This window comes from Streptomyces fuscichromogenes (assembly GCF_014645815.1).
GTDB lineage: Bacteria > Actinomycetota > Actinomycetes > Streptomycetales > Streptomycetaceae > Streptomyces > Streptomyces fuscichromogenes.
On the sequence record NZ_BMML01000022.1, the window covers coordinates 136,418 to 156,770 of the forward strand.

At 72.7% G+C, this 20,353-nt stretch carries 20 protein-coding genes; 4 read left to right on the plus strand and 16 right to left on the minus strand.

Annotation, left to right across the window (positions count from 1 at the left end; all coding sequences use genetic code 11):
• The first annotated feature begins 170 nt into the window (after positions 1 to 170).
• The 4 genes from IEZ11_RS36865 to IEZ11_RS36880 all read left to right on the plus strand — a co-directional run bounded on the left by IEZ11_RS36865 (position 171) and on the right by IEZ11_RS36880 (position 6,349).
• Entirely contained in the window at positions 171 to 3,380 is a 3,210-nt protein-coding gene (locus IEZ11_RS36865) for an alpha-L-rhamnosidase (protein ID WP_229713589.1), read from the plus strand.
• Between the two features lie 271 nt (positions 3,381 to 3,651).
• Positions 3,652 to 4,614, plus strand: a complete 963-nt coding sequence (locus IEZ11_RS36870; RefSeq protein ID WP_189267349.1) for an alpha/beta hydrolase family protein — start codon at positions 3,652 to 3,654, stop codon at positions 4,612 to 4,614.
• Between the two features lie 165 nt (positions 4,615 to 4,779).
• Positions 4,780 to 5,583, plus strand: a complete 804-nt coding sequence (locus IEZ11_RS36875; RefSeq protein WP_189267350.1) for an SDR family NAD(P)-dependent oxidoreductase — start codon at positions 4,780 to 4,782, stop codon at positions 5,581 to 5,583.
• Positions 5,584 to 5,599: 16 nt separating this feature from the next.
• Positions 5,600 to 6,349 carry an SDR family NAD(P)-dependent oxidoreductase gene (locus tag IEZ11_RS36880; RefSeq protein ID WP_189267351.1) on the plus strand — a complete coding sequence of 250 codons (750 nt, stop codon included), beginning with the start codon at positions 5,600 to 5,602 and terminating at the stop codon, positions 6,347 to 6,349.
• Here the strand turns inward: IEZ11_RS36880 and IEZ11_RS36885 are convergent.
• The 16 genes from IEZ11_RS36885 to IEZ11_RS36960 all read right to left on the minus strand — a co-directional run bounded on the left by IEZ11_RS36885 (position 6,346) and on the right by IEZ11_RS36960 (position 20,353).
• Complete coding sequence (locus tag IEZ11_RS36885) at positions 6,346 to 7,413, minus strand: MBL fold metallo-hydrolase (RefSeq protein ID WP_189267352.1); 1,068 nt, start codon at positions 7,411 to 7,413, stop codon at positions 6,346 to 6,348. The two genes, IEZ11_RS36880 and IEZ11_RS36885, sit on opposite strands and share 4 nt — an antisense overlap.
• On the minus strand, positions 7,410 to 8,969 hold the full coding sequence (locus tag IEZ11_RS36890; RefSeq protein ID WP_189267353.1) for a class I adenylate-forming enzyme family protein: 1,560 nt from the start codon (positions 8,967 to 8,969) through the stop codon (positions 7,410 to 7,412). The genes IEZ11_RS36885 and IEZ11_RS36890 overlap by 4 nt, the downstream gene beginning before the upstream one ends.
• 64 nt (positions 8,970 to 9,033) lie before the next feature.
• Complete coding sequence (locus tag IEZ11_RS36895; RefSeq protein ID WP_189267354.1) at positions 9,034 to 9,354, minus strand: EthD family reductase; 321 nt, start codon at positions 9,352 to 9,354, stop codon at positions 9,034 to 9,036.
• Between the two features lie 19 nt (positions 9,355 to 9,373).
• Positions 9,374 to 9,757 (minus strand): nuclear transport factor 2 family protein, encoded by a 384-nt coding sequence (locus tag IEZ11_RS36900; RefSeq protein ID WP_189267355.1) that lies wholly within the window; start codon positions 9,755 to 9,757, stop codon positions 9,374 to 9,376.
• Positions 9,754 to 10,104: a nuclear transport factor 2-like protein gene (locus IEZ11_RS36905; RefSeq protein WP_189267356.1), complete on the minus strand. Its 351-nt coding sequence runs from the start codon at positions 10,102 to 10,104 to the stop codon at positions 9,754 to 9,756. Before IEZ11_RS36905 ends, IEZ11_RS36900 begins: the two co-directional genes overlap by 4 nt.
• Positions 10,105 to 10,209: 105 nt before the next feature.
• A complete protein-coding gene (locus IEZ11_RS36910; RefSeq protein WP_189267357.1) occupies positions 10,210 to 10,836 on the minus strand; it encodes a TetR/AcrR family transcriptional regulator in 627 nt (208 codons plus the stop codon).
• 116 nt (positions 10,837 to 10,952) lie between these two features.
• Complete coding sequence (locus IEZ11_RS36915) at positions 10,953 to 11,741, minus strand: enoyl-CoA hydratase-related protein (protein WP_189267358.1); 789 nt, start codon at positions 11,739 to 11,741, stop codon at positions 10,953 to 10,955.
• A complete protein-coding gene (locus IEZ11_RS36920; RefSeq protein ID WP_189267359.1) occupies positions 11,738 to 12,508 on the minus strand; it encodes an SDR family NAD(P)-dependent oxidoreductase in 771 nt (256 codons plus the stop codon). Before IEZ11_RS36920 ends, IEZ11_RS36915 begins: the two co-directional genes overlap by 4 nt.
• A complete protein-coding gene (locus tag IEZ11_RS36925; RefSeq protein ID WP_229713590.1) occupies positions 12,505 to 13,356 on the minus strand; it encodes an SDR family oxidoreductase in 852 nt (283 codons plus the stop codon). Before IEZ11_RS36925 ends, IEZ11_RS36920 begins: the two co-directional genes overlap by 4 nt.
• Positions 13,353 to 14,567, minus strand: coding sequence for an acyl-CoA dehydrogenase family protein (locus IEZ11_RS36930; RefSeq protein ID WP_189267360.1), 1,215 nt, complete (start codon positions 14,565 to 14,567; stop codon positions 13,353 to 13,355). The genes IEZ11_RS36925 and IEZ11_RS36930 overlap by 4 nt, the downstream gene beginning before the upstream one ends.
• A 12-nt stretch (positions 14,568 to 14,579) precedes the next feature.
• Positions 14,580 to 15,560, minus strand: a complete 981-nt coding sequence (locus IEZ11_RS36935; RefSeq protein ID WP_189267361.1) for a phosphotransferase family protein — start codon at positions 15,558 to 15,560, stop codon at positions 14,580 to 14,582.
• Complete coding sequence (locus IEZ11_RS36940) at positions 15,557 to 16,768, minus strand: acyl-CoA dehydrogenase family protein (protein WP_189267362.1); 1,212 nt, start codon at positions 16,766 to 16,768, stop codon at positions 15,557 to 15,559. Before IEZ11_RS36940 ends, IEZ11_RS36935 begins: the two co-directional genes overlap by 4 nt.
• 58 nt (positions 16,769 to 16,826) lie before the next feature.
• Positions 16,827 to 17,975, minus strand: coding sequence for a thiolase family protein (locus IEZ11_RS36945; RefSeq protein ID WP_189267363.1), 1,149 nt, complete (start codon positions 17,973 to 17,975; stop codon positions 16,827 to 16,829).
• Positions 17,972 to 18,343 (minus strand): Zn-ribbon domain-containing OB-fold protein, encoded by a 372-nt coding sequence (locus IEZ11_RS36950; protein ID WP_189267364.1) that lies wholly within the window; start codon positions 18,341 to 18,343, stop codon positions 17,972 to 17,974. Before IEZ11_RS36950 ends, IEZ11_RS36945 begins: the two co-directional genes overlap by 4 nt.
• Positions 18,328 to 19,116 carry an enoyl-CoA hydratase/isomerase family protein gene (locus tag IEZ11_RS36955; RefSeq protein ID WP_189267365.1) on the minus strand — a complete coding sequence of 263 codons (789 nt, stop codon included), beginning with the start codon at positions 19,114 to 19,116 and terminating at the stop codon, positions 18,328 to 18,330. Before IEZ11_RS36955 ends, IEZ11_RS36950 begins: the two co-directional genes overlap by 16 nt.
• 103 nt (positions 19,117 to 19,219) lie before the next feature.
• Positions 19,220 to 20,353 (minus strand): acyl-CoA dehydrogenase family protein, encoded by a 1,134-nt coding sequence (locus tag IEZ11_RS36960; protein ID WP_189267366.1) that lies wholly within the window; start codon positions 20,351 to 20,353, stop codon positions 19,220 to 19,222.

Consider the following 20,353-nt stretch of genomic DNA (forward strand, 5'->3'; position numbering starts at 1 on the left):
CAACTCGTCCGCCGCCGCCCCCCGGCCCCGCAGGCGCCTCGACGCCGCGAACTGACCACGCGAGAAAAACCCTTGCACGACGATTGACCCCCGCCTCGCCCGGCTCTACGTTTTCCACGCCTCTTCGTTCTGAATCGATTCATTACCATCCCCGTGCGTGAGGAGCCGTAGTGATCAGCAGGAGGAACATTCTCGCGACCGCCGCCGCCACCGTCATGGCGGCGGCGGTCGACGGTGGGTCGGCGGTGGCCGTGCCCGGGTCCGGACCGGTGCGGAGCCAGGCGCGGGGCGCCGGACCGCGCATCGCCGGGCCGAGCGTGGAGTACGTCCGGCACCCTCTCGGCCTCGACGCCCAGCACCCCCGCCTCAGCTGGCCGTTGACCGCCGACGGGACGGATGTGCGGCAGAGCGCCTACCAGGTCCGGGTCGCCACCAGCAGGTCCGCACTGGCGCGTCCGGACGTCTGGGACAGCGGAAGGGTCACGTCCGCCGAGTCCGCGCTGGTGCCGTACGCCGGCCCCGCCCTGAAGCCCCGCACCCGGTATCACTGGTCCGTGCGGGTGTGGGACGGCGACGGCCGGGCCTCCGGCTGGAGCGAGCCCTCGTGGTGGGAGACCGGGCTCATGGACACCGGCCAGTGGACCGCCGACTGGATCTCCGCCCCGGCGAGCCTCACCGACGCGCCGTCCTTCGCGGGCGGTTCGTGGATCTGGTTTCCCGAGGGCGACCCGACGAGCAGCGTGCCGGCCGCCACCCGCTGGTTCCGCGGTGGCGCCGAACTGCCCGCCGGGATCACGGCGGCGACGCTCGCCATCACCGCCGACAACGTCTACACCGTCTCCGTGAACGGGGTCGAGGTGGCCCACACCGACCTCGACACCGACAACGAGGACTGGCGCCGCCCGGCCGTCATCGACGTACTGGACCAGGTGCGCGCGGGAGACAACGTTGTCGCCGTCTCCGCCACCAATGCGACCGTGGGCCCGGCCGGGCTCCTCGCCGTCCTCGTGGTCCGTACCGCCACCGGTGAGCGGAAGGTGTTCACGGACGCCTCCTGGCGGGCCGTCGACCAGCAACCCGCCGACGGCTGGACGGAGTCGGGCTTCGACGACAGCGACTGGCCGGCGGCCAGGGTGGCGGCGGCCTGGGGCGGCGGCCCCTGGGGGCAGGTCGTTCCGGTGTCGTACGCCGTCACCCAACTGCGCCGCGAGTTCCGGCTGCCGCGCAGGAAGGTGGCCCGCGCCCGTCTGTACGCGACCGCGCTCGGTCTGTACGAGGCCCATCTCAACGGCAGCCGGGTGGGCACCGACCAACTCGCCCCGGGCTGGACCGACTACCGCACCCGGGTGCAGTACCAGACGTATGACGTCACCGACCTGCTGAGACCGGGCGCCAACGCGCTGGGCGCCTACCTCGCTCCCGGCTGGTACGCGGGCAACGTGGGCATGTTCGGACCCGGTCAGTACGGCTCGCACCCGGCGCTCCTCGCCCAGTTGGAGGTCGTGTACGCGGACGGGACCAGTGAGCGCGTCACCTCGGGCACCGACTGGCGGGCCGCCGCCGGGCCGATCGTCGCCGCCGACCTGCTGAACGGCGAGACGTACGACGCGCGCAGGGAGACCCCCGGCTGGACCTCGCCCGGCTTCGACGACGGGAGCTGGCTCGTGGTACGGGACGAGGGCGACATCGGGCCGGGCCTGATCGTCGCCCAGGTGGACGGACCGGTGCGCGTGGAACGGGAGTTGACGCCGAAGGCGGTGACCCGGCCCAAGCCCGGCGTCCACGTGTTCGACCTGGGGCAGAACATGGTCGGCTCGGTGCGGCTGCGGGTCTCCGGCGATGCCGGGACGACCGTCCGGTTGCGGCACGCCGAAGTGCTCAACCCCGACGGCACCGTCTACACCGCCAACCTCCGCAGCGCGGCGGCGACGGACACGTACACCCTCGGGGGCCGGGGCGAGGAGATCTACGAACCCCGATTCACCTCCCACGGGTTCCGGTACGTCGAGGTGACCGGGTTCCCCGGCACGCCCACCGCGAGGGCGGTCACCGGGCGGGTCATGCACACGGACGCCCCCTTCACCCTCGACTTCGAGACCGACGTGCCGATGCTGAACCAGCTGCACCACAACATCACCTGGGGGCAGCGCGGCAACTTCCTCTCCGTACCGACCGACACCCCGGCGCGCGACGAACGGCTGGGCTGGACCGGCGACATCAACGTCTTCTCGCCGACCGCCGCCTACACCATGGAGTCGGCGAGGTTCCTGTCCAAGTGGCTCGTCGACCTGCGGGACTCGCGGACCTCGGCGGGCGCCTTCACGGACGTGGCACCGGCGGTCGGCACCCTCGGCAGCGGTACGGCGGGCTGGGGCGACGCCGGTGTCACGGTCCCCTGGGCCCTCTACCAGGCCTACGGCGACCGGCAGGTGCTCGCCGACGCCTGGCCGTCCGTCCAGGCCTGGCTCACCTACCTGGAGCAGCACAGCGACGGACTGCTGCGCCCGGCCGAGGGCTACGGCGACTGGCTGAACGTCGACGACGACACCCCCAAGGACGTCATCGCCACCGCCTACTTCGCGCACGGCGCCGACCTCGCGGCCCGGATGGCCGGGGAGCTCGGCGAGGACCCCACGCCGTACAGCGGCCTCTTCGGGCGGATCCGAACGGCCTTCCAGAACGCCTACGTCACCTCCGACGGCCGGGTACGGGGCGACACGCAGACGGCGTATGTCCTCGCCCTGTCGATGGACCTGCTGCCGGACGCCTCCCGCAAGGCGGCGGCCGACCGGCTGGTGGCGCTGATCGAAGGCCGGGACTGGCACCTGTCCACCGGGTTCCTCGGCACCCCCCGGCTGCTGCCCGTCCTCACCGACACGGGACACACCGACGTCGCCTACCGTCTGCTGCAGCAGCGTTCGTACCCCGGTTGGGGCTACCAGATCGACCGGGGCTCCACCACGATGTGGGAGCGCTGGGACTCCATCCGGCCCGACGGCAGCTTCCAGGACCCGGGCATGAACTCCTTCAACCACTATGCCTACGGCTCGGTGGGCGAGTGGATGTACGCGAACATCGCCGGCATCGCGGCGGGCCGGCCCGGCTACCGCGAGATCGTCGTCCGGCCCCGTCCGGGCGGCTCCGTCACCACCGCCCGCGCCACCTTCACCTCGGTCCACGGTCCCGTCTCCACCCGGTGGCGGCTGCGGTCCGGCCGCTTCACCCTGACCTGCCAGGTGCCGCCCAACACGACCGCCGAGGTCTGGATCCCGGCCTCCGGCCCGGCGGCGGTCACCCACGGCCACGGCACGTTCCTGCGCCGGGAGGACGGCTGCGCGGTGTACCGCGTGGGCTCCGGCACCCACGAGTTCACCGCCTAGACCGTACGCCCGTCCGGGCACGGAACCCCTTCTCCCGCGGGCCCGTGCCCGGTGCCGGGAAGCCGGCGAAGAGACCGACGCGTCCCGGCCCGGCTCCCGGCGGGCGCGGAGCCGCCCTTCCCAGCACCGTTTGACAAAGCGGAACACTGTCCCGAATATAAACGGAGCACTGTCCCGCTTCGGTCCTGGCCGAGGCCGGCCCGCGCCTGCGCACCCGCCACCACCCAGCCGGGACCGGCGGCCGCGCAGGCTCCAGAAGGGAATCCCTCTCGTGAGTTCTTCCACCGACACCGATGCCACCTCCGGCTCGCCCGTTCCCGTCCTGTCGTACAGCCCGGTGGTTCTGGCCGTGCCCGGACGCCCCGTCGACCTCCAGGTCCGCGTCTCGGTGCCCGCCACCGGCACCAGGCTGCCCGTCCTCCTGCTCTCGCACGGTCACGGCGGCTCCAACAACCTCTCCTCGCTGAACGGGTACGCCCCCCTCGCCAACCTCTGGGCCGCCGCCGGATTCGCCGTCGTCCAGCCGACCCACCTCAGCTCCCGGACCTTGAGCCACCGGCTCGCGAACGCTCCGGGAGCCCCCTTCTTCTGGCGCTCACGCGCCGAGGACATGAGCCACGTCCTCGACCGGCTCGACGCGTTGGAGATGACCGTGCCCCAGCTCGCCGGGCGCCTCGACCACGACAGGATCGCGGTCGCCGGGCACTCCCTCGGCGGCCACACCGCGAGCCTCCTGCTGGGCGCCCGGACCACCGACCCCGACACCGGAGCGGAACTGGACCTGCGCGAGCCCCGGATCAAGGCGGGCGTGCTGCTGGCCGCACCCGGCAGGGGCGGCGACGTCCTCAACGGACCGATGGCCGAGATGGTGTCGTTCTTCGACACCACCGACTTCGCCACGATGACCACGCCCACCCTGGTGGTCGCCGGCGACAAGGACGACTCCTCGCACTTCACCGACATCGGCCCCGACTGGCACGCCGACCCCTACCGCCTCGCCCCCGCCCCCAAGACCCTGCTCACCCTGTTCGGCGCCGAGCACCTGCTCGGCGGGATCTCCGGATACGACGCCGACGAAACCACCGACGAGAACCCGCAGCGGGTCGCCGCCCTCGGGCGGCTCACCTCCGCCTACCTGCGCACCCAGCTCTCGCCCGGCGACCACTCCTGGCAGGCGGCCTGCGAGGACCTGACGACCGGGACGGATCCGGCCGGACGAGTCGAGTTCAAGTAGGCGCCCGCCACGGGGCGCCTCCCGGCGAGGGCGCCGACCGGAAGGCACCAGGCTCCCGAAGAGTCGCCGGTGCGCACTCCTTGTCGCCCTCACCGCGGGAATCTAGACTCCGACCATGAACTGAAGTCGGTTCAGTCCTGGATCCGCGGCGGAAGGGAGCGAACCATGGACGGTTCCCTCAAGGGCAAGGTCGCTCTCGTCACCGGCGCGGGCCGGGGCATCGGCCGGGCCATCGCGGTGGAGCTGGCCCGGCAGGGCACCTCGGCCGTGGCCGTCGCCGACCTGGACGAAACGGCGGTCGAGGAGACCGCAGACCTGGTGCGTGCCGAGGGGGCGAAGGCCGAGGCCGTCGGCTGCGATCTGCGGGTGCGCGACGACATCGAGGCCATGGTGACACGGTGTGCGGAACGCTTCGGCGGCCTCGATGTGCTGGTCAACAACGCGGGAGTGATCGACACCGCGTTCACGACCGGCCACGACCACGGTGTCGGTTCGCTTCCCGAGGAGGTGTGGGACGCCGTCTACGAGGTCAACCTCAAGGCCGTCTGGCTGACGACCAGGTTCGCGGCACCGTACCTCCGCCGCTCCACCCGCGGCCCGGCCATCGTCAACGCCGCCTCCGTCTCCGGCCTGGTCGGCTTCCCCAACTGCCCCGCCTACGGCGTCACCAAGGCCGGTGTCATCCATCTGACCAAGGTCACCGCGGTCGACCTGGCCCCGGTGCGCTGCAACTGTTTCTGCCCCGGCGTCATCGACACACAGCTGACGCAGGAGTACTTCGCCGCGGCGGAGGATCGCGAGGCGATGGCACGGGAACTGGTGGCTCCACAGCTGGTGGACCGCCTGGGACGGCCGGAGGAGGTGGCGCGGCTCGTCTGCTTCCTGGCTTCGGACAGCGCGGCCTTCATCACGGGCGCCGCCTATGTCGTCGACGGCGGCGCGCTGGCCTGGCGCGGCGTCAAGGGCTGAGGAAGGGACGGGTGTGATGAAGGCGAGACTGGGCGGCCGGGTGGCCCTGGTCACCGGTGCGACCGGAGGCATCGGAGACGCCGTCGTACGACGGCTCGCGGCCGAGGGCGCCACGGTGGTGGTGACGGACGTCGACGCGGAGAGCTGCGAGAAGCTCGCCGACGAGGTCGCGGGCGGGGCCGTCGGGCTGGCGCTGGACGTGAGTGACGAGTCGGCCTGGGAGGCGGTCGTGGACCGGGTGACCGGTCGGCTCGGCTCTCTCTCCGTGCTGGTGAACAACGCCGGTATCGCCGCGATGCGCTCCGTCGAGACGGAGACCCGGGAGTCCTGGGACCAGGTGATCGGCGTGACCCAGACCGGTGTCTGGCTCGGCATGAAGCACGCCGGTGCCGCCATCGAGCGTTCGGGGGGCGGCTCGGTCGTCAACGTCGCGTCGATCTTCGGTACGGTCGGCGGTTTCGGCTCCCAGTTCTCGTACCACGCGGCCAAGGGCGCCGTGCGTCTCATGACGAAGAACGCCGCGCTGCACTGGGCGGGGCGCGGCGTCCGGGTCAACTCCCTGCATCCCGGTTTCATCGAGACACCCCGGTCCCGTGAACTGTGGCGGGGTACGCCTCGGTTGGCCGCGATGCTCGACGGCACGCCGCTCGGCCGGCTCGGTACGCCCGAGGAGGTCGCGGCGGCCGTGGCGTTCCTGGCCTCCGACGACGCGAGCTTCATGACCGGCTCGGAGCTGTACGTCGACGGAGGCTGGACGGCACGTTAACCGGCGGCGGTCCGCGGGGACGCGGTGTAGCGGTCGACGCCGTCGGCCGACCGGGTGCGCCGGGCGTGGCCGCGGGCCGCCAGTACGTCGAGGTGAGCCGCGGTCTCGTTGACCGCGAGCATCTGGTTGAAGGCGTCCAGGTCGGTGAAGGGCACCTTGCGCCGCGTCCACCCCAACTCGCCGGCCACGTCGTGGGCGTCGAGCGTACGGTCGGCGAGGACCGCCCGGGTCTGGGCGAGCCGGTCGTCGTGATGGGCCAGCAACTCCCCGACCCTGCTGTGCACACTGTCGGACACCGGGCCGTGCGCGGGCAGCAGCCGGGCGTCCGTGAGCGTCGTCAGCATGCGCAGCGAGTCGAGGTAGTCGCCCAACGGCAGTTCGGCAGGGCCGAGTTCGAAGCCGATCGACGGGGTGATGTGGGGCAGGACGTGGTCCCCGGAGAACAGCAGGCCCCGGGCCCGGTCCAGGTAGACGACGTGTCCCCGGGTGTGGCCCGGGGTCGGGATGACCTGCAACCTCGCGTCGCCGAACCGGAGTTCCTCCGCCTCCAGCCAGCGGTCCGGGGCCTCCCACACCCTCGGGTCGAAGTCACCGTGGTCCATCGCGGCCACCCGTTCGGCGAGTTCGCCCGCGCCGGCCCGCGTCAGTGTCTCCAGCGAACCGGCCGGCTGCGTCGTACGCAGTGATCCGAGCAGTTCCAGGCCGCGGCGTTCGCCGGAGCCCAGGTAGACCCGGGAGCCGAGCAGCCTGCGCAGCGTCACGGCCTGGGTGTAGTGGTCGCGGTGGATGTGGGTGACCAGGATGTGGCTGATCTCGCCGAGGTCGTGGCCGATCCCGGCGAGCGCCTCCTCCAGTGCCGTGCGGGACTCGGGGATCGACCAGCCCCCGTCGATCAGGACCAGCCCGTCCGCGAGGCCTTCCAGCGCGTACACGTTGACCGCCCGCAGTCCGTCGTCCGGCAGCGGGAGCGGGATGCGGTGGACGCCGGGCCGTACGGTCTCGGCTCCCGCCTCCGCCCACCGGCCGCGGTCGAAGCGGGAGGTGCGGGTCGTGGGGGTGGTCATGCGTCTCCTTGCCGGTGCGGTTGCGGGGCCGGCACCGGGGAGAGCCCGGTGCGCAGCTCGTGTGCGAGTCTGCGGGCCCCGGGGCGGTCGAGCTTGCCCACCGTGGTCTGGGGCAGCTCGGCCACCGTGAAGGCGAACTCGGGCCACTTGGCCTTGGACAGGCCGGTGCGGTCGAGGTGTGCGGTGATGTCGCCGAGGCCGATGCCGTCGTGGCCGTCCTCCGTGACCACGAGCACGGCCGCCCGTTCGCCGAGCAGCGGGTCCGGTACGGGCACCACACATGCGCGGGCGACCCCCGGGTGGGCGGCGACGGCGCGTTCGATCTCCGTGATGTCGAGGTTGCGGCCGCCCCGGATGATGACGTCCTTCTCCCGGCCCATGACGGTGACCGTCCCGTCGTCGCCGGTCACCAGCAGGTCCCCGGTGGGGAGGAAACCGTCCTGGGTCAGAGCGGGCGGCTCGACCTTGCCGTCCCGGGCGTACCCCACGAACAGGGAGGGGCCGCGGACCTCGGCCCGGCCGGTCAGGCCAGGGCCGAGGACGCTGCCGTCGGCGCCGACCGCGCGCAACTCGGTGCCGGGGAAGGGACGTCCGTCCCGGCCCAGCCGGATCTCCTCGGGGTCGCCGGGGCTCGGGGAGGTGTGCCCGAGGCATTCGGACATGCCGAAGACGCGCAGGATCCGGGTCCCGAGCGAGCGTTCGGCACGGGCGAGGGCGCCGCGGTCCATGGGACCGCCGCCGACGGTGAGGGAGCGAACGCCTGCCAGGACCCGTGATCCCGCGGCCGCGGAGCCCATCTGAAGTGCCATGGTCGGCACGCACATGGTCCACCGGACGTCGTTCGCGGACATCCGCGCCAGTGCCTCCTCGCGGTCCCAGCGGCCGCTGAGGACGAGCGGGCCGCCCAGCATCAGCGCCATGCCCACGCCGAAGCAGTAGGCGGCGGTCGAGGAGAGGGGCACGATCGCGGCCACCGCGTCGCCGTCGCGCAGCCCGTTGATCTCCGCGGTACGGGCGCACGCGTAGCGCAGGGCGCCCTCGGACTGGACCACCCCTTTGGGCCGCCCGGTGGAGCCGGAGGTGAGGCCGATGAACGTGCCGCCGGACCAGCGGGAGACATCGCGCGGGCCGTGGCCGGCGAGCACCTCCCAGCCGTCCAGGGCGCTGGCCGTCCGCACGTCCGCGACACCCGTCCCGGCAGCCGCGACGCCGTCCCGGGCCCGCCATGCCTTGGCCGCGGACGGTTCGGCGACGACGGCGTCGGGGCGGATGTCCTCCAGCGCCGCCGCGAACTCGGCCTCGGTCGTGTGCCGGTTGACCAGGGCCAGGACCCCGCCGGTCAGCCCCACGGCGAGGGTCGCGGCGACGGTGCGCCAGGAGTTGTCGGCCTGGAGCAGTACGGTCCCGCCGGGCGCTCCGTCCGGTGCCATGGCCTCGGCCAGTTCGGCCGCGCGCGCCAGCAGGTCACGCGCGCCGTGCCGGCCGAAGTCGTCGACGACGGCTGTGAAGTCGGCGTTCTCCGCGCGTTCCTGGAACTCCCGCACTGTCTGTCGCATCCGCTGCTTCCTCGCCTCTTCGCGCGAAAGGTGGTGGTGAATGTCCGGTCCCGGACGGGCGTGTTCAGCCCGGGTACAGCTCCGTCTCGCCGCCCATGACGGCGATCCGCCGGCCCCGCATGTCCCCGACCTGGGCGACCGCGGCCGCCCACTCGGGGCTGGCCAGTGCCGTGCGCAGGTCCTCGGCGGTGTCGAAGCCCAGGACGGAGACCCCGTCCCAGCCCTCGGAGCGCGGTTCGAGGGCCGTGTCGATGTCGGTGTGCCGCCAGGAGCGCAGTCCGGGCAGGACCCGGGTGAGTTCGGCGTGTTCGCCGCGCCACCAGCCGATGAACCGTTCGTGCGTCCACTCGGGCGGCCGGGCGGCCAGCAGGATCAGGTTGTACATGGCGCCCTCCTCGGGCTTCTCAGGTGAACAGCACCTCGGGCGAGCGTCCGATCATCAGGCGGCGCAGCCGGCCGGTGCCGTCGAGGCGGGCGCCCGCCACGAAGGTGGCCTCCGGCACCCCGGAGCGCCGTACCTCGCCGAGGAACAGTTCGTCGCGGCCCGCGGTGCTCGCGGTGAGCAGGTGGTGCGTGCGGACGCCCACCTCGCGCTGGGCGAGGTAGCCCGCCAGCTCGGCCCGGCCGCCGTGGAAGTCGGTCGCGCCGCCGCCACCGGTCGAGAAGAGGATGGAGAAGGAGAAGTCGTCGCTGATCAGGTCCAGGACGCGGTCGGCGTCCTCGCTGTCGAGGAGGGCGAACCACCGGGTCAGGAACGCCGCGGTGGACTGCGCGGCCGGGGCGGTCACGGCCGGTCCACGAGGTCGAAGTCGGTGGTGAAGAAGGACTGGTAGCGGGCCATCAGCCCGGCGGGCGAGATCCGCGCGGCGGAGAGGAACGCCCCCGTGGTGACGCCCTTCTCGACGACGAAGCCGTATGCCGTCTCCACATCGCCGTCGACCGCGAACCTCCTGATGTCATGGGTACGGTCCACGGCCTGGCGCCCCGCTATGTACGCGGCGAACTCCTCTCGGGAGGTCCCGCTCCGCTCGCCGCCCGGCAGGGCGATGAGGAAACGGAAGCCGGGCTCCACCAACTCCAGGGCCTTCTCCGGATCCTGGCCGTCCATACGGGCCATGTATGCGCGAAGCACCATTGCCGATCCCTCTCCCTCGCACCCCTTGAAGCAACCTGAGTTCAGTTCAGTTTGACTGTAGGACGACCGCCCCGGCCCCGACAAGAGGCGGGACGGAGCCGGAGACTATTCGGCGACCATGCGCACCACGCATCCCTCGATCATCTCGCTGATCTCGGCGAGGGGGATCGCTCCGGTCGGGCGGTACCAGCGCCAGACGCTGACGATCATGCCGAGCACGGACAGGCCGAGGGTGTGGGCGTCACGCAGCGGGAAGGCACCCTTGGACATGCCCCGCATCAGCAGGTTCGTCCAGTCCCGTTCGACCATCTGCACCAGTTGGCGGGCCGCGACCCGCTCGGTCTCCTCCCGCTTGGACTTGCGGGGGTTGGCCAGCAGGGACATGTTGGCCTGGAGGATGCGCATCTGGCGGATCTCCTGCTCGCTGACCGCGAAGGCGGCGCGCACCGCCACGCGCACTTCCCCGACCGGCTCCGTCAGGTCCCTGGTGGCCTCGACGAACTGGTCGTGGGAGCGCTGGAGCTCCAGGCGCATGATGGTGAGCAGGCAGTGGGCCTTCGACTCGAAGTAGTGGTAGAGCGCGGTCTGCCCGATGCCGACCCGGTCGGCCACCTCTGACCACTTGGTGCTCTCGTAGCCGTCCTCCCCGAACCGCTCCACCGCCGCCACCAGGATGGCCGCCCGCTTCGACCTGGGCCCCTCCTCCGGATCCACGATCCGTGCCCTTGCCATCGCCACTCCCTCTCTTCCCCGGCCGGTTCCGGTCGCCGTCCGGTCGTCCGAGAGTAGACCCAAGTTCAGGTTGGCTTCGAATCGACGGGACGCGAGCCCGTGGGCGCCCCCGCTCCTCATCGCGTCGCGGCCCGCGCGAAGTCCGGCCGCCGCCGGCCGAAGAACGCGGTCATGCCCTCCTGCCCCTCCCCGGACACCGCGGCGGCGGCCAGCCGGCGGGCCTCCGCGTCGAGCTGTTCGTCCAGCCCGGCCGAGAACGCGCCGGCGACCAGGCGCCGGGTCACGCCGTACGCCCCGGTGGCCCCGCGCGCCAGGGTCCTCGCGGCGTCCGCGGCCTCCTCCCGGAGCCGCTCCGCGGCGACGACCCTGCTCACCAGCCCGATCTCCAGTGCTTCCCCGGCGGGCACCCGCCGGTTGGTCAGCAGCAGGTCCAGCGCCCGCTTGGGGCCGACGAGACGGGGCAGCAGCCAGCTCACCCCGGCGTCCGGCGAGTACCCGATCGCGGTGTACGCGGCCGTGAATCCGGCGTCCGCGGCGGCGAACCCGAGGTCGGCGGCGATCGCGAGCCCGAGTCCGGCCCCGGCGACGGCTCCCTGTACGGCCGCGACCAGCGGCGCGTCCAGCCCGGCGAAGATCCGCAGCGCCCCGTGCAGCGCGTCGGTGACCTCGGTGAGATGCCCGGCCAGCAGTTCCCTGGGCAGGGCGCCGAACTCCTTCAGGTCGCCGCCCACGCAGAAGGAGCTCCCCCGCCCGGTGAGCAGCACCGCCCGCACCCGGTCCGCCTCGCACTCCCGCGCGGCCGCCAGCAGCCCCCTGGCCATCGCCAGGTCGATCGCGTTGCCCGAGCCCCGGCACATCTCGACGTGGGCCACCCCGTCGTCGTCGATCCCGACCGTGACCCTCATCGCGCCGTCCACCCGCCGTCCACGGTGAGCACCTGGCCGGTGCAGTACGAGGACGCGTCCGAGGCCAGGTAGAGCAGCGCGCCGTCGAGTTCGCCGGGTGCGCCGCCGCGCCCGAGCATCGTGCCGCGCTCCACCCAGCGCCGGGAGCGCTCGTCGGCGAACAGCCCGTCGGTCATCTCGGAGCGGAACCAGCCGGGGGCGAGCGCGTTCACCCGTACCCCCGCCCCTCCCCACTGCCCGGCCAGCTCGCGTGTCAGCCCGAGGAGCCCGGCCTTGGAGGCGGCGTAGGCGGCCCCGCCGAGCGGGGCACCGGAGACGAGCCCGAGGACCGACGAGACGTTGACGACCGATCTCGTACGGTCATGACCGCGCCGTGCCTCGGCGAGCAGCCGGGCCAGGTGGAACGGTGCCACGAGGTTGACGGCCAGGACGGCCGCGAAGTCACCGGGGCTCTCGTCCCGCGCCCGTACGGCACCGGCCGCCCCCGCGTTGTTGACCAGCACGTCGAGCCTGCCGGTGTGCTCGAAGGCGGTCTCGGTCAGCCGGACGCGGTCCGCTTCCCTCGCCACGTCGCAGACGACGGGGTGGATGCGCGGGTCGGCGGCGGCCAGTTCCGTCAGCCGGTCCAGTCGCCTGGCGGCCGCGAACACGGTGGCCCCCGCGGCCGCGAGCACCGCGGCGAAACGCGCGCCCAGCCCCGACGAGGCCCCGGTGACCACGGCCGTCCGGCCTTCGAGCGAGAACAGGTCCGCGCCCGCGCCGGTCATCCTTCCACCCCGATCGGCAGCGCGGTCGCCCCGCCGTCCAGGACCAGCGTCTGGCCGGTCATCCAGGACGAGGCCCCGGACGCGAGGAACACGGCCGCGTTCGCCACGTCCTCGACCGTTCCCAGCCTGCGCAGGGGGAGCTTCGCGGTCAGGATCGGTTCTCGCGGTTCCCAGACGGCCCGCGCCAGTTCGGTCTTGATCAGGCCGGGCGCGATGGCGTTCACCCGGGCGTGCGGCCCGAGTTCGTAGGCGAGCTGCCGGGTGAGGTGGAGCATCGCCGCCTTGGTGGCGTTGTACCAGCCGATGTACGGATCGACGACCAGGCCGCCCACGGAGGCGATGTTGACGACGGCTCCCCCGTGCTCCCGCATCCACGCCCGCCAGGCGCACCGGGTCCAGAGGACCATGCCGTACTGGTTGACCTCCACGGTCTTCCGCGCACGCGGTGGGTCGAGGTCGAGAAGGGGGCCCATGTACGGGTTGGTGGCCGCGTTGTTGACGAGCACGTCGAGTCGGCCGAACCGGTCCATGGTCTCCTCGGCACACCGTTCGGCGTCCTCCGGCCGGCCCGCGTGCGCGACCACCTCGTGCACCTCGCCGTCGCCCTCGACCCGCAGCAACTCCTCGCGCGCGGCGGCCAGTCCGTCGGGTTTGCGGGCGGCGATCACCACATGGGCGCCCGCCTCCCGGTACGCCTTCGCGATGCCGAGCCCGATCCCCCGGGAGCCGCCGGTGATCACGGCCACCCGCCCGTCCAGTGCCCGTGCGTCCGATGCCTGTGCCTTCGGTGCCGGTGCGCTCGGTGCCTGTGCGTTCGGTGCCGGTGCGTTCGGTGCCTGTGCGTTCATGCCGACTCCTCCGGGTACCTGGCCAGTTCGCGCCGGGCGACGGTGCGCAGATGCACCTCGTCCGGTCCGTCGGCGATCCGCAGCGCCCGGGTGATGGCGTACAGGCGCGCCAGCACGGTGTCGTCGCTGACCCCGGCCGCCCCGTGTGCCTGCACCGCCCGGTCGACCACCCGGTGGGCCACCTCCAGCGCGGCCACCTTGATCGCGGCGACCTCGGTACGGGCGGCAGCGTTGCCCGAGGTGTCCATCAGCCAGGCCGACTTCAGGACCAGCAGGCGCAGTTGCTCGATCTCGATGCGGCTGCGGGCGATCCACTCGCGTACGACGCCCTGTTCGGCGAGCGGCCCGCCGAAGGCGCTGCGGGTCAGGGTCCGGCGGCACATCAGCTCCAGGGCCCGCTCGGCGATTCCGACCGCGCGCATGGCGTAGTGCATGCGGCCCGGCCCCAACCGCCCCTGGGCCAGGGCGAATCCCTCCCCCTCGCCGCCGAGCAGCGCGGACCCGGGCACCCGCACGTCCTCGAACAGGACGTCGCCGTGGCCGCAGCGGTCGGTGTAGCCGAACATCGGCAGATCGCGCAGGACCGTGATGCCGGGGGTCTCGCGCGGGATCAGCAGCATGCTCTGCTGCCGGTAGGCGGGCGCCTCCGGGTCGGAGACCCCCATCAGGATGATCAGTCGGCAGTCCGGGTCGAGGATCCCCGAGGTGTACCACTTGTGCCCGTCGACGACGTACTCGTCACCGTCCCTGGTGATGCGGGTACGGATGTTGCGTGCGTCGGAACTGGCCACCTCCGGCTCGGTCATGGCGAAGCAGGAGCGGATCTCGGCGGTCAGGAGCGGTCGCAGCCAGCGGTCCTGCTGTTCCGGTGTGCCGTAGAGGGCGAGGAGTTCCATGTTGCCGGTGTCCGGGGCCGAGCAGTTGAAGACCTCGGGGCCGATGACGGAGCGGCCCGCGAGCTCGGCGAGTGGCGCGTACTCCAGGTTGGTGAGGCCCGCGCCCCGGTCGCCGTGGGCGAGGAAGAGGTTCCACAGCCCCTCGGCACGCGCCTTCTCCTTCAGCTCCCGCATGACCGGCGGGAGTCGGTGCGGGTCGTCGGCTTCGGCGAGCTGGCGGTCGTGGACGGCTTCGGCGGGCAGGACGTGTTCCGCCATGAACGCGGCCATGCGCGAGCGGAGTTCCTCGGCCCTCGGAGAGAGTCCGAAATCCATGGTGCGGCTCCTTCAGGACCGTCGGGACCGTTGGGCGAGGAGGTCGCCGGCCGTGCGGATCATCGCCGCGATGGTCGGGGGCAGGCGCTCCTGGTCGGGGTCGTGGTGCTTGCCCTCGCGGTGCCTGCGCAGGTTGTGGCCCATGATCGCGGCCATCTTGGTGCGGGCCAGGGCGCGGAACCAGTCGAGGGCGGGCGGTTCGGGACGGCCGTCGAGGTAGGCGGTGAGCAGCTCCTCCTCGGTGGGCAGGCCGGGGACCGCGCGGCCGAGGCGGGGGAAGTTGCGGTGGTCGGTGAAGAGGAGGAACCACGCGAGGTCGATGCGCGGATCGCCGTACCCCCAGATCTCCCAGTCGACGACGGCCGCCGGCCGTTCCCCCCGGCACAGGACGTTGCCGAGGCGGAAGTCGCCGTGGGTGAGGGTGGGTGCCGTGCCGTCGGGGACGTGTGCGGCCAGGGTGCTCAGCAGTTCCTCGGCGCCGGGGCGGAGTCCGGACGGCACCGCCCGCATGGTGGCGCTCCACCGCGCCAGTTCACCGGCCGGGTCGAGGGACCGGGGGACCTCCCCGCTCGCCGTCCCGTGCAGCTCCCGCAGCACTCCGGCCAGAGCCAGCATGCGGGTCCGGCACAGTCCCGGATCCAGGCGGTGCTCGTCGAGAACCGGCTCGACGGCCTCGCCGTCCACGAACTCCATGGCGAACCAGGCCGGTTCGGACTCGTCCACGGCGACGACGGCCGGGACGGGCACCGGTGAACCGGCGAGCGCCCGCAGGATCCGGGCCTGCCGCAGCACGTCGTTGCGGCCGACGGCACGCTGTCCGGGCGGTACCGCCTTCACGACGTACGAGACCGCGCCCGCCGTGAGCGAGTAGGTGAGGCCCGAGTGCCCGCCGGGCAGGGTCCGCAGGTCACCCGGCGGCTCGTGCGGATGCCGGTCGGCGAGCCGGGCACGGACCCGCCGCCCGAGTTCGGCCACCTCGGTCGTGGTGCTCAACTCCGCTCCCCCTTCGGTTCCTTGGGCAGCCCAAGCACGCGCTCGGCCAGGATGTTGCGCTGGATCTCGTCGCTGCCGCCGGCGATGCGGTAGCCCGGGGCGCCGAGCAGATGCTCGGTCCAGGCGAACGTGCCCCACTCCCCCGTGTCGGCGGCCAGCCGCGGTCCGAGGAGCTGCTGGACGAGATCGGTGGTGGCGCGCATGGTGGCGGTGGCGCACAGCTTGCCGACCGAGGCCTCGGCGCCCGGTTCACGGCCGGCCGCCAGGGCCGCCGTCACCCTGAGTCCGGTGAGCCGTTGGACGAGGCCGCGGACGTACAGGCCGGCCGCCTGCTGCTGTTCCCCGTCGGTGAGCGGGCGGGGCAGGTGCCGGGCCAGGTCGAGGGCGCGTTCGGCGTTGTCCAGGCCGAGCCCGCCGGAGTCGAGGCGTTCGGCGGCGAGCACGGTGAGGGTGACCCGCCAGCCCTCGCCGACCGGACCGAGCCGGTCGGTGTCGGGCACGAACACGTCGTCCAGGTAGACCTCGTTGAAGCTGGCGCCGCCGGTCATCTGGCGGATGGGCCGTACGGTCACGCCCGGCGCGTCCATCCGGACCAGGAGGACCGTGATGCCCGCGTGCCTGGGGGCGTCGGGGGCGGTGCGGCAGACGGCCACGCCCCAGGTGGCGACCCGGGCACCGGACGTCCAGACCTTGTGGCCGCGCACCACCCAGCCGTCGCCTTCCCGTACCGCGCGGGTACGGACGCCGGCCAGGTCGGACCCGGCCTCGGTCTCCGAGAAGAGCTGGCAGGCGAGTTCGTCGGTGCGCAGCATGGGAGGCAGCCAGCGCCGCTTCTGTTCGTCGGTGCCCCAGATGCGGATGGCGGGGGCGACGAGCTGCTGGGTGACCGGGAAGACCTCGGTGCGCCGCGGCACCTCGAAGGCCGCCTCCTCAGCGCGGTACAACTGCTCGTAGTACGAAGGAAGTTCGCGGCCCCCGTACTCCGACGGCCAGCCGAGGGCGCCCCAGCCCTGGTCGTACCGGGTGCGTTCCCACTGCCGTGTCAGGTCGGTGTGGGCGCGCTCCTCTGGCTCGGTCCAGTTCTCGAAGACGGCCACCGAGTCGTCGCCGCGGCCCCAGTGCCGGTGCGCGGTGCGCTCCTTCGCCACGCCGGTCAGCCAGTCGCGGGCCTCGGCGCGGAACTCCGCGGGCTCGGGAATGCCGCTCATGGTGCTCCGACCTCCCTTCCTCTCCTCGATTCCGCGAACGGGTCAGCGGGTCAGCGGGTCAGCGGGTCAGTACGGTGCAGGCGCTGACGCCCGGCGCCCCGTACACATGGGTGAAGCCGGCCGCCGGATCACCCGGCACCTGGCGCTCGCCCGCCCGGCCGCGCAACTGCTGGACGACCTCGTGGACCTGGCGCAGCCCGGAGGCGCCGACGGGTTCGCCGTTGGCGATGCAGCCGCCGTCGGTGTTGACCGGCAGCGAGCCGCCGATCCCGGTCGCCCCGAACGGGATGAGCGACTCCTGTTCGCCGTGTGCGCAGAACCCGCACTCGGCCAGGTGCATCACCTCGGCGCCGCTCTCGGTGTCCTGGAGCTGGCACACGTCGATGTCCGTCGGGCCCAACCCGGCCTCTTCGAAGGCCTGTTGCGCGGCGTCCGCACTGACGCTGAGCGGGTTCCCGGGCGGCGCCCAGGGGCTGAAGACCTCGAAGGAGCCGAACCGGCGGGTCCGGACCACCGCCGCCCGCAGCGTGACCGGTGTGCCGCCGAGTTCGCGGGCCACGGCACGGCCGCACAGGACCAGGGCGACCGCGCCCTGGCCGGGCGAGCAGAACATGTAGCGGGTGAGGGGGTCGTTGACCATGCCGGACGCGAGGATCTCGTCGGCGTCGAGCGGTCTGCGCCGCCAGGCGAGCGGGTTGAGCGCGCCGTTGGCGTACGCCTTCTCGGCGACCAGGGCGAGGGTGCGGGGGCTGATGCCGTGGTCGTGCATGTACCGCTGGATCTTCAGGGCGAAGAACTGCGTGGTGACCATCAGCCCGTCGCGGCCGTAGGCCTCGTCGAGCCCCCAGTCGGCGGGCCGCGGGTCGAAGGCACCGCGCGGATGTTTGTCGAAGCCGACGGCGAGGGCCACGTCCGCCGCCCCCGACCGGATCGCGTGGACGGCCGACACCAGTGCGCTGCCGCCGGTCGCGCAGCCGTTCCTGACGTTGGTGAACGGTACGCCGGTCAGGCCGAGTTCGGAGACGAGTGTGTCGGCGTTGCCGGCGGCGTCGCTGCCTCCGTACGCGGCCCGCACCCGCGACCAGGGAAGTCCGGCGTCGTGGAGGGCCGCGCATACGGCCTGCACGGCCAGTTCCCGGCCGCTCGCCCGCGTCCGGGCGAAGGAGGTGATCCCGGCCCCGCAGACGAGCACGTCCTCGCCGCTCATCCGACGGCTCCCACGGCCCTCGGCACACCGTCCCCCGCCGTGACGGTGACCGGCATGCCGATCTCGGCGTCCTCGGGACCGATGTCGAGGGCGGCCAGCACCCGGACGCCCTCGGGGAGTTCGACGTATCCGACGGCGTACGGCGTGAATCCGGCGGCGGGCGGGACGTACGGCGGCGACTTGGGCGCGTACCGCTGCACGGTCCAGGTCCACAGCGTGCCCGTGGCGGAGAGCACGACCGGCTCGGCCGGCCCCCCGCAGCGTGGGCACCCCGGGCGGGCCGGGTAGGCGGCCACCGCGCAGTCGGCGCACCGGGAGCCGCGCAGCCGGCTCCCGGTCTCCGCCGCGGCGCTCAGCGGCCCTTCCACTGCGGCTCCCGCTTCTCCAGGAAGGCCGCCACGCCCTCCGCCGCGTCCTCGGAGTTGAGCATCACGCCGACGGCGAGGTGTTCCATGACCATCAGGGACTGGATGTCCGCGTCGAGACTCCGGTCGATGGTCATCTTGGTGATCCACATGGTGAACGGGCTCTTGTCGACGAGCTGGTCGGCGAACTCCTCGACGGTGGCGTCGAGTTTGTCCGCGGGCGCCGAGGAATTGATGAGCCCGAACTCGGCGGCCTCGACGCCGGTGAGCAGCTTGCCGGTGAGCATGAGCTCCTTGGTCTTGCGGACGCCGATCATCCGCGGCACCCGGTAGATCGGCCCCGCGCCGCCGAACAGGGCGCGGCGGATGTGGAAGTCGCCGATCAGGGCGTCGTCCGCGGCGATGGCGAAGTCGCAGGAGATCATCAGCTCGAAACCGCCGGCGGTGACATGCCCTTCGAGGACGGCGATCGACGGGGTCCTCATCGAGTACAGCCGGTCGCAGACCTTGGCCGACAGCACGGCGACGTCGATCGCGTTGGACCTGCCGACGAAGTCGGCCTTGAGGCTGTCCAGGTCGAACCCGGAGCAGAAGGTGTTGCCGCGTCCGCGCAGCACCAGCACGCGCAGTCCGGGGTCCGCGTCGACCTCGGTGATGATCTCGTCGAGGCGGTTGAGGATCGGCACGGTCACGCAGTTCTTCTTGTGCGGGCGGTTCAGCCACACCCGTGCCACATGCCCGTCCCGCTCGAACTGGATCTCGTCTTCCACTGCCATGAGAACGCCTCCAAACTGAACTGAATTGAGTTCGATTCTGGGGGCGGTAGATGCCCCTGTCAATGGTCTGGGACCTGGCCGCCCGGCGAGTGACGGCGAGCGCTCAGCCACCGCGGCCGGCCAGGCCGAGCAGTCCGGCCAGCCGCAGGGCCTGGTCGTCCCCCGTGCCGAACAGCGCCTCGTCGCCCCGGGCCCGACGCACGTACAGGTGGGCCGGATGCTCCCAGGTGAAGCCGATTCCGCCATGGAGCTGCACGTATTCGGTGGTGGCCAGGCGATACGCATGGGTGCAGGCGACCGCCGCGGCGCTCGCGGCGACGGGCAGCTCCGACCGTCGCAGGGCCAGGCAGGCGCTCGCGTACGATGCCGCGGAGCGGGCGCCCTCGATCGCGACGAGGAGATCGGCCAGCCGGTGCTTGATCGCCTGAAAGGAGCCGATGGCCCGACCGAACTGAGTTCGGTGGGACACATGGTCCAGGGTGGCGTCCAGGGCGTGCGCACTGCCTCCCACGTGTTCGGCGGCCAGTGCCGCCCGTCCCGCGTCCAGTACGGCGGCGGCCGTCGCCGGGACCTGCCCCGGCTCGCCGACCGGCTCGGCCGCGGCGCCCGTGAAGCGGAGGTGTGCCTGGCGGCGGGTGGGGTCGAGCACCCGGCGCGCCGTACGGCGGCAGGTCGCCGCGTCCGGGACGCAGGCGAACAGACGCGTGCCGTCCGGGGCACGGGCGGCGACCAGGAGCAGCTCGGCGCCCGCGCCGTCGGGCACGAAGTCCGCCTCGCCGCGCAGCAACCAGCCGCCGGGACCGCGCTCGGCCGCCACCCGCGCCGGGTGCAGCACTCCGGCGACGGTGGCCGTACGGGCTCCGGAGGCGATGCCCGGCAGCCAGCGTTCACAGGCCCGCCGGTCGCCGCTCGCCAGCAGGGCCTCCCCTGCCAGTACGACGGTCGGCAGCAGCGGCGCGGGACACAGGACGCGTCCGGTCTCCTCCAGGGCGACGGCGAGTTCGGCGAAGGTGTAGCCGGCGCCGCCGTACTCCTCGGGGACGGCGAGGCCGTGCACTCCGATCTCGCCGCCGAGCCTGTCCCACAGCACCCGGTCGAATCCGCGCGGGCTCGCGGCCTGCTCGCGGACCCGCTCGGGCCCGCACGCAGCGGTGAGCACGTCCCGTAGAACCGCTCGTAGTTGGCGCTGCTCCTCGGTCTCCAGCAGCAGCGCGGGATCGACATCGAGCCGCATCAT